Annotated in this window: 7 protein-coding genes and 1 pseudogene; 4 read left to right on the top strand and 4 right to left on the bottom strand. The window is 64.5% G+C overall.

The genetic code is table 11. The features are described 5' to 3' along the window. Both WB785_RS11005 and WB785_RS11000 read right to left on the bottom strand, forming a co-directional pair. A partial coding sequence (locus WB785_RS11005; RefSeq protein WP_424079108.1) for a biotin carboxylase N-terminal domain-containing protein occupies positions 1-535 on the bottom strand: 535 nt, incomplete at its 3' end. Positions 536-540: 5 nt separating this feature from the next. After that, positions 541-2,091 carry a carboxyl transferase domain-containing protein gene (locus tag WB785_RS11000; RefSeq protein WP_424079107.1) on the bottom strand — a complete coding sequence of 517 codons (1,551 nt, stop codon included), beginning with the start codon at positions 2,089-2,091 and terminating at the stop codon, positions 541-543. 102 nt (positions 2,092-2,193) lie between these two features. Between WB785_RS11000 and WB785_RS10995 the strand changes: the two genes are divergently transcribed. From WB785_RS10995 to WB785_RS10985, 3 genes are all read left to right on the top strand, one after another. Then, complete coding sequence (locus tag WB785_RS10995; protein WP_424079109.1) at positions 2,194-2,841, top strand: TetR/AcrR family transcriptional regulator; 648 nt, start codon at positions 2,194-2,196, stop codon at positions 2,839-2,841. A 115-nt stretch (positions 2,842-2,956) separates the two neighbouring features. Further along, positions 2,957-4,627: an FAD-dependent oxidoreductase gene (locus WB785_RS10990; protein ID WP_424079106.1), complete on the top strand. Its 1,671-nt coding sequence runs from the start codon at positions 2,957-2,959 to the stop codon at positions 4,625-4,627. Positions 4,628-4,712: 85 nt separating this feature from the next. Then, positions 4,713-5,468, top strand: coding sequence for an MmpS family transport accessory protein (locus WB785_RS10985; protein ID WP_424079105.1), 756 nt, complete (start codon positions 4,713-4,715; stop codon positions 5,466-5,468). 5 nt (positions 5,469-5,473) lie between these two features. On the opposite strand, the gene WB785_RS10980 is transcribed toward WB785_RS10985, so the two are convergent. Next, a complete protein-coding gene (locus tag WB785_RS10980; protein ID WP_424079103.1) occupies positions 5,474-6,802 on the bottom strand; it encodes an MFS transporter in 1,329 nt (442 codons plus the stop codon). 97 nt (positions 6,803-6,899) lie between these two features. Here WB785_RS10980 and cmrA point away from each other — a divergent pair, with 97 nt between their 5' ends. Continuing rightward, positions 6,900-7,703 carry a mycolate reductase gene (gene cmrA / locus WB785_RS10975; RefSeq protein WP_424079102.1) on the top strand — a complete coding sequence of 268 codons (804 nt, stop codon included), beginning with the start codon at positions 6,900-6,902 and terminating at the stop codon, positions 7,701-7,703. Position 7,704: 1 nt separating this feature from the next. Here cmrA and WB785_RS10970 read toward each other — a convergent pair. After that, a pseudogene (locus tag WB785_RS10970) lies at positions 7,705-7,887 on the bottom strand (hypothetical protein); the annotation flags it as partial.

Genomic DNA, 7,887 nt, shown 5'->3' with positions numbered 1-7,887 from the left:
GCAGGTCAGCCGGCTGTTCGACCATCCGCATGCCCTTGCCGCCGCCACCGGCGGACGGCTTGACCAGAACCGGGTAGCCGATCTCTTCGGCCGCAGCGATCAGTTCATCGTCGGTAAGTCCCGGCCGCGCAATACCGGGAACCACCGGTACTCCGAACGCCGCTACGGTGCCCTTGGCGGCAATCTTGTCGCCCATGGTTTGAATCGCGCCTACCGGCGGGCCGATGAATGTCACTCCCGCCGATCCCAGCGCGGCCGCGAAATCGGCGTTTTCCGAGAGGAATCCGTAACCCGGATGTACGGCCTGCGCATCGGTACGCACAGCCGCGTCGACGACGGCGGCGATGTTGAGGTAGCTCTCGCGCGCGGGCGCCGGCCCGATTGCGACGGCGAGGTCGGCCTCGGCGACATGGCGTGCGTTGGTGTCGGCGTCGCTGTAGACGGCCACCGACCGGATGCCCATCGCCTTCAGCGTCCGGATCACCCGGACGGCGATCTCACCGCGGTTTGCAACCAGAACCGTATCGAGGCCCATTGCGCTCACATCCGAAAGACGCCGTAGGAGACCGGCTCGACGGGCGCGTTCGCTGCAACCGAAAGCGCAAGCCCTACAATTGTTCTGGTGTCAGCAGGATCGACGACGCCGTCGTCCCAGAGCCGGGCCGTCGAATAGTAGGGACTGCCCTGCTGTTCATACTGAGCGCGGATCGGAGCCTTGAACGCCTCTTCCTCCTCAGCGCTCATTTCTCCGCGCACCGTCGCCAGCACCGACGCCGCTTGCTCACCGCCCATGACCGAGATCCGTGCGTTGGGCCACATCCATAAAAAGCGTGGCGAATACGCCCGTCCGCACATCGAGTAGTTCCCCGCACCGTAGGACCCGCCGATAACCACGGTGAGCTTGGGTACCCGGGCGCAGGCGACTGCGGTCACCATCTTGGCCCCGTGTTTGGCGATACCACCGGCCTCGTAATCACGACCCACCATGAACCCGGAAATGTTCTGCAAAAACAGCAACGGCACCAGCCGCTTGTCGCACAACTCGATGAAATGCGCTCCCTTGAGCGCGGATTCGCTGAACAGCACACCATTGTTGGCGATGATCCCGACCGGGTGGCCGTGAATTCGCGCGAAGCCAGTGACCAGCGTGCTGCCGTACTCCGCCTTGAATTCGCTGAATTCGCCTCCGTCGACAAGCCGAGTGATGACGTCGTGCACGTCGTAGGGAATCCGTGCATCTACCGGGACGACGTCATAAAGCTCGCTTTGGTCGGCGATCGGATCAACGCTTGGCAGTACATCCCAGGTCGACGGCTGGCGTGGGCCCAGGGTGGCGACGATGCGCCGGATGATGCGCAACGCGTCTCGGTCGTCATGAGCAAGGTGATCAGTGACACCGGAAGTCTTGGAGTGCAAATCACCGCCGCCGAGCTCCTCGGCGGTGACCACTTCCCCAGTGGCGGCCTTCACCAGCGGCGGGCCGCCCAGGAAGATGGTGCCCTGGTTGCGGACAATCACCGCTTCGTCGCTCATCGCCGGCACGTAAGCGCCACCGGCGGTGCAGGATCCGAGCACGGCCGCGATCTGCGGGATGCCTTCGGAGCTCAGTTTTGCCTGGTTGTAAAAGATCCGGCCGAAGTGGTCGCGGTCGGGGAAAACCTCGTCTTGGCGCGGCAGGAAGGCGCCGCCGGAGTCGACGAGGTAGATGCAGGGCAGCCTGTTCTGCCCGGCGATCTCTTGGGCCCGCAGATGCTTTTTGACCGTAATCGGGTAGTAGGTACCACCTTTGACCGTTGCGTCGTTCGCCACGATCATGCATTCGCGACCGGAAATCCGGCCGATGCCGGTGATGATGCTTGCGCCTGGGCACTCGTCGTCGTACATGCCGTCGGCGGCTAGCGGGGCAATTTCGAGCAACGGACTGCCGGGGTCGAGCAGACCATCGACTCGGTCCCGGGGCAGCAACTTGCCGCGGTCGACGTGGCGTGTGCGAGCACGTTCCGGGCCGCCCAGGGCGGCCGCGGCCAGCTTGTCGCGCAGCTGGGCGACAAGTGCGCTGTGCGCTTCGCGGTTTTCCGCCGGAGAAGTCATCTGATGCACGCCAATTTCGGTTAATGATCACTAACTCGTGATATGTTAGTGGTGATTAACCGAAGTGTCCAGCATGAGTTGTCGGGGGAGGCCGTCATGGCAATGTCTGCTCCGGCCGACGACAGCGGTCGCGGTGACGCCCGAGGCCACGCCGAGGCACCGAATCGCCGCAGTCGGCGCAAATCCGACCGCCGCGTGCAACTGCTGTCGGCAGCTGAGCGGCTGTTCGCCGAACGCGGATTTCTGGCGGTGCGACTGGAAGACATCGGCGCCGTAGCCGGGGTCAGCGGTCCAGCGATCTACCGGCACTTCCCCAACAAGGAATCGCTGCTGGTCGAGTTGTTGGTCGGCATCAGCACCCGTCTGCTCGCCGGTGCGCGCGAGGTCACATCCCGGGGGTCCGACGCCGTCGCGGCGCTGGACGGCCTGATCGACTTTCACCTCGACTTCGCGCTGGGTGAACCAGATCTCATCCGTATCCAGGACCGCGACCTGGCCCATCTACCGGCCGCGGCGCAGCGGCAGGTGCGGCAGGCCCAGCGCCAATACGTCGAGGTCTGGGTGGGCGTCCTGCGCGAGCTCGAGCCCAACCTTGCCGAGACCGACGCCCGTCTGATGGCGCACGCGGTGTTCGGTCTGCTCAACTCGACTCCGCACAGCCTCAAGCCCGCCGACGGCAAGGCGGCACGGTCTCGGGCGGTGATGCGGGCGATGACGGTTGCGGCGCTGACCGTCGACGCGTCGCGTTAGTGGCGCACTTGCTCAATCCGAGCCATAACTGATCGGCCGGACGTATTCTCAGCGTCTCTGCGGAGGCTCGATCGCGGTCGATTGATGGCCCTACGCAGCCTGCGAGAGGACTTCGATGAGTCCCGACTATGACGTGATCGTGATCGGATCGGGCTTCGGGGGGTCCGTCGCTGCTCTTCGCCTGAGCGAGAAGGGGTATCGCGTCGGCGTGCTCGAGAAGGGCGCCCGCTGGCACATGGAGGATTACCCGCCCAACAACTGGCATTTGCGAAAATCATGGTGGCACCCGCATTTCGGCCTCATTGGCCCCATGCAAATGACCGTACTGAAGAACGTCCTTATTCAATCGGCTGTCGGCGTGGGCGGGGGTTCGTTGATCTACGGCAACGTCCTCTACGAGCCGCTCGAGCAGTTCTACAACGATCCGCAGTGGGCTGCTATCACCGACTGGAAGGCCGAATTGGCACCGCACTACGATCAGGCCAAACGCATGCTGGGTGTCGCCACGAATCCGAGATTGACAACAGCAGACGAGATCTTGAAGTCGGTCGCCGACGATCTGGGTGTCGGGGACACATTCCACCCGACTCAGGTGGGCGTGTTCTTCGGTGAGCCCGGTAAGACGGTGCCCGACCCTTACTTCGGTGGTCTGGGACCCGATCGCGCCGGCTGTATCTTCTGCGCCCAATGCATGACCGGATGCCCGCACAACGCCAAGAACACCACCGAACGTAACTATCTGTATCTGGCGGAAAAGGCTGGGGCACAGATTCATCCCATGACAACGGTCGTCGACGTGCGTGAATTAGCGGGCGGTGGGTATGAAGTCGAAACCGTTCACAGTGGACGGTGGATACGCAGGCAACGCCGGACCTGGCGGGCCGATCAGGTCGTGTTTTCCGCCGCCGCGATCGGCACGCAAAATCTGCTGCATCGATTACGGGCCGGCGGATCGTTACCGCGGATATCGCCACGGTTGGGAGAACTGGCGCGAACCAACTCGGAGGCCGTCCTGTTTGCCATTTCCCGCACGCGAACCGACCTAGCCCACGGCATCGCAGGGACATCATCGATCCACCCTGATGTGAACACCCACATCGAAGCCTTCCGCGGCGGCAAGGGCAGCAACGCGATGGCACTGCTGAGCACCACGCTGGTGGACGGCGACAAACACCGCCTCGCCAAATGGGCGTTGGTCAACCTGCGCCACCCAGCTGCGTTCATCCGGACCTTTAACATTCGGAAGGCCACCGAGCGGGGGGTGCTCCTGCTTGTCATGCAGGATCTCGACAACTCGCTCACCACCTACCTCAAGCGCGGCCTTCTCGGCACCACGATGACCTCCCGCCAGGGCAAGGGCGAGCCCAACCCAAACTGGATTCCGACCGCAAATGACGTCGCACGGCGCGCAGCCGACAAGATCGACGGCGATCCTCGGGGCCTGTACAACGACATCTTCAACATTCCAACCACGGCGCATTTCATCGGCGGTTGTCCTATCGGCGATTCACCCGCGTCCGGCGTCGTCGACCCGTATCAACGGCTCTACGGGTATCCGGGCTTGCATGTGATTGATGGCTCCGCTATTTCGGCGAACCTCGGCGCCAACCCGGCGTTGACGATCACCGCGCAGTCGGAACGGGCGGTCGCGCTCTGGCCCAACGAGGGCGAACCCGACCCACGTCCGCCACTCGGCTCCACTTATCAGCGGATTTCGCCGGTTCGGCCGACCCGCCCGATCGTGCCCGAAAACGCACCGGCGGCGCTTCGCCTATCAGCAATCTGACTCAGCCTGCGCGGATCCCGGCTGCTCAGCGAAAGTCTCGGCGGCGGGCGTCGTGCTGCAGGTAACCTTCCACCATGAGGTGGGCATGAACGATCCGCGTCGGTCCGAGCAGACGCGTTCAGCTCAAGAGGGGACCGAACAAACCCAACGAATACGTCAGCCTTATCCGCCGTACGTCGACCCGGCATACAGCGGACAGTCGTTCTATCCGCCCCCGCACTACCCGGGCACAGCGCCCAATTCGAACGCAACCCACCCGACCGAGCAACTGCCGCGGTACTGGACGCACGGTCAGCCTCCGCCGGATCAGCCGTCGGAAGAACCCGCGCCTGGGCGGGCGAAGGCACCGCGCTGGCTGTGGATCGTCACTGCTGCGGCGGTGCTGCTGGTTGCCGCACTGGTCATCGCCCTGGTGATCGCCAACGGCACGGCGAGAAAGCAAACCGAGGTGCCCCCGTTGCCGGCGATGCCCAGTTCAACAAACCCGGCGTCGACCACATCCACATCGCCGTCGTCGTCGGCCACCGCATCTGCGCCGAGCAGCACCGAATCCGCTCCGCCCGCCAATGCGGGCCCGACGCAGACCGTGGGCTATAACGTCACCGGCGAAGGCCGCGCCATCAGCATCACCTATGTGGACAACGACGGGATGATGCAGACCGAATTCAACGTCCCGTTGCCGTGGAGCAAGGAAATCACCCTGGCGGCGTCGAGCAGCGCGAAGGCCAATATCACGATCATCAACATCGGCCACGACGTCACCTGCACGCTCACCGTGGACGGGGTCGAGGTCAACGAGCGCACCGGCGTGGGCCTGACAGTTTGCAACGGGTCGAGCTAAACGCGTCAAACCCCGGTCGGCGCGAGGCTTCGGCTCGGGGCACGCACCATCAGCAAGCCCAGCAACCCGGCACCCATGACCAGACACAGCCCACCCATGCCGGCGCGGACGGCGCCGAACACGTCGACGAAGACCGAAAACAGCCAGGGCGCCAGGAACGACACCGCACGCCCGGTCATCGTGTAAAGGCCGAAAGCCACGCCTTCCTTACCGTCTCTGGACATCCTCAGCAGCAGCGTGCGCGCCGACGACTGCGCGGGCCCGATGAACAGGCCCAGCAGCAGTCCGCAGAGCCAGAATGCGCCGGGACCGGACAACGCCATCATCGTCAGACACACCGCGATGATGCTGGCAAGCGATGCGACGATCACCGTCTTGGATCCGATCCGATCATCAACAAGCCCGCCGACCACCGCGCCAAGTGCCGCCACGACGCTCGCGGCAACCCCGAAGATCAGCACATCGGCCGGTGAGATCCCATAAACGTTGACACCGAGCACGCCGCCGAAGGTCAACACGCCAGCCAGCCCATCCCGAAAGACCGCGCTGGCCAGCACGAAATACACCAAGTTGCGATCCCGGCGCCATTCGGCGGCCAACTCGGTCCACAACTTGCGGTAACCGCCGATCAAGCCGCCCTCGGGCCGGGCGACCTCACCCACGGACGGCAGCCGGCGCGCGGTCAGCAGCAGCGGCAGCGCGCACACCGCTAACCATCCCCCGGCGACCAGCATCGCTGTCCGGACGTTCATGCCGTCGCCAGCGGACAGCTGCAGCAACCCGCGGGTGGCGCCCTTGCCGGAGATGAAACCGAAGTAGACCACCAGCAGCAACATCACGCTGCCCATGAATCCCGCCGCTAGGCCGAGACCGGAGATTCGGCCAGAAGTCTGTGGCGTCGAGAGCTGTCGCAGCATCGCGTTGTACGGGACGCTGGCCAGATCACCGCACGCCGCCGTCGCCGCCAAGAGTGCCAATCCCGGCCACAGATACTCCGGACGCTCACGGACCAGGCTCATCGCGCACGTTAGTGCGACCGCCAGACCGGTGAGCAAGGTTAGAGCGACGCGGCGCCGGTGCGGATCCTCTACCCATACGCCGATCAACGGTGCCAGCAGCGCGATGGCCATCCCCGCGACCGCCAGCGCGCGACCCAGCCAACTCGCCGGCGGAGCACCGCCGGGCAATCCCTGACCGACGCTGCCTGTCAGATACACCGAGAACACGAACGTCACCACGATCGCGCTCAGTCCGGCAGAACCGGTGTCCCACAGTGCCCACCTGAGCACCCGGGATCGCTCGGATATGCGCGAACCCGACCCCGGGTTGCTCATCCTGCGACTCTAACGGCTTCGCGTTGGGTCGCCGACCCGGTGCGCCCGGCTTCGCCGCGCTTCCGATCGGCTCGCAGGGCATGTCTACGATTGGCGGATGCCAGTACCCGCGCCCAGCCCCGACGCTCGTGCCGTTGTCACCGGAGCCTCCCAGAACATCGGCGCAGCACTGGCCACCGAACTGGCCGCCCGCGGCCACAGCCTGATCATCACCGCGCGCCGCGAAGACGTCCTCACCAGCCTTGCCGGCCGCTTGACCGACGAATATGGGGTCGCCGTCGAAGTACGCCCGGCCGACCTCGCCGATGTGACCGAACGCGCAAAACTGCTCGACGAGTTGGCAACCCGCAACATCTCGATCCTGTGCGCCAACGCCGGCACCGCGACCTTTGGCGCGGTCTCCACGCTTGATCCAGCGGTGGAAAGAGCGCAGGTACAGCTGAACGCGATTGCCGTGCACGATCTCGTGCTTGCGGTGCTGCCAGGGATGATCGAGCGAAAGGCCGGCGGCATCTTGATTTCCGGTTCGGCAGCAGGGAATTCACCGATTCCCTACAACGCGACGTATGCGGCGAGCAAAGCGTTTGTCAACACGTTCAGCGAATCATTGCGCGGGGAGCTGCGGAAATCGGGCGTGCACGTCACGCTATTGGCACCCGGGCCGGTGCGAACCGACCTACCCGACCCCGCCGAAGCGTCGATCGTCGAGAAGCTGGTGCCCGATTTTCTCTGGATCTCCACAGAGCACACCGCCCGTGCCTCGCTAAATGCGTTGGCGCGCAATAAGATGCGTGTGGTGCCAGGTTTGACGTCCAAGGCCATGTCACTGGCGAGCGGGTATGCGCCGCGCGCGATCGTCGCGCCAATCGTCGGAAGCTTCTACAAAAAGCTCGGCGCCTGACCTATCGGCGGCGGCGACCGCTGCCGCCGAACCTGACTCGGATGAACTCAACGGCGAGTGTCTTTAGGAATATCTGGAAGCCGCGGCTGTTCACGAAGCGCTTGAACCAGCCTGGCTTCTTCGCGGGAGCTGGCACCGACTTCACTCCCGCCTCGGCAGGCTGATCGGCTGAGGCAGCCTGCGC

The sequence above is a fragment of the Mycobacterium sp. genome, from assembly GCF_049585075.1.
Taxonomy (GTDB): Bacteria; Actinomycetota; Actinomycetes; order Mycobacteriales; family Mycobacteriaceae; genus Mycobacterium.
This window is presented reverse-complemented; position numbering and strand designations above follow the sequence as displayed.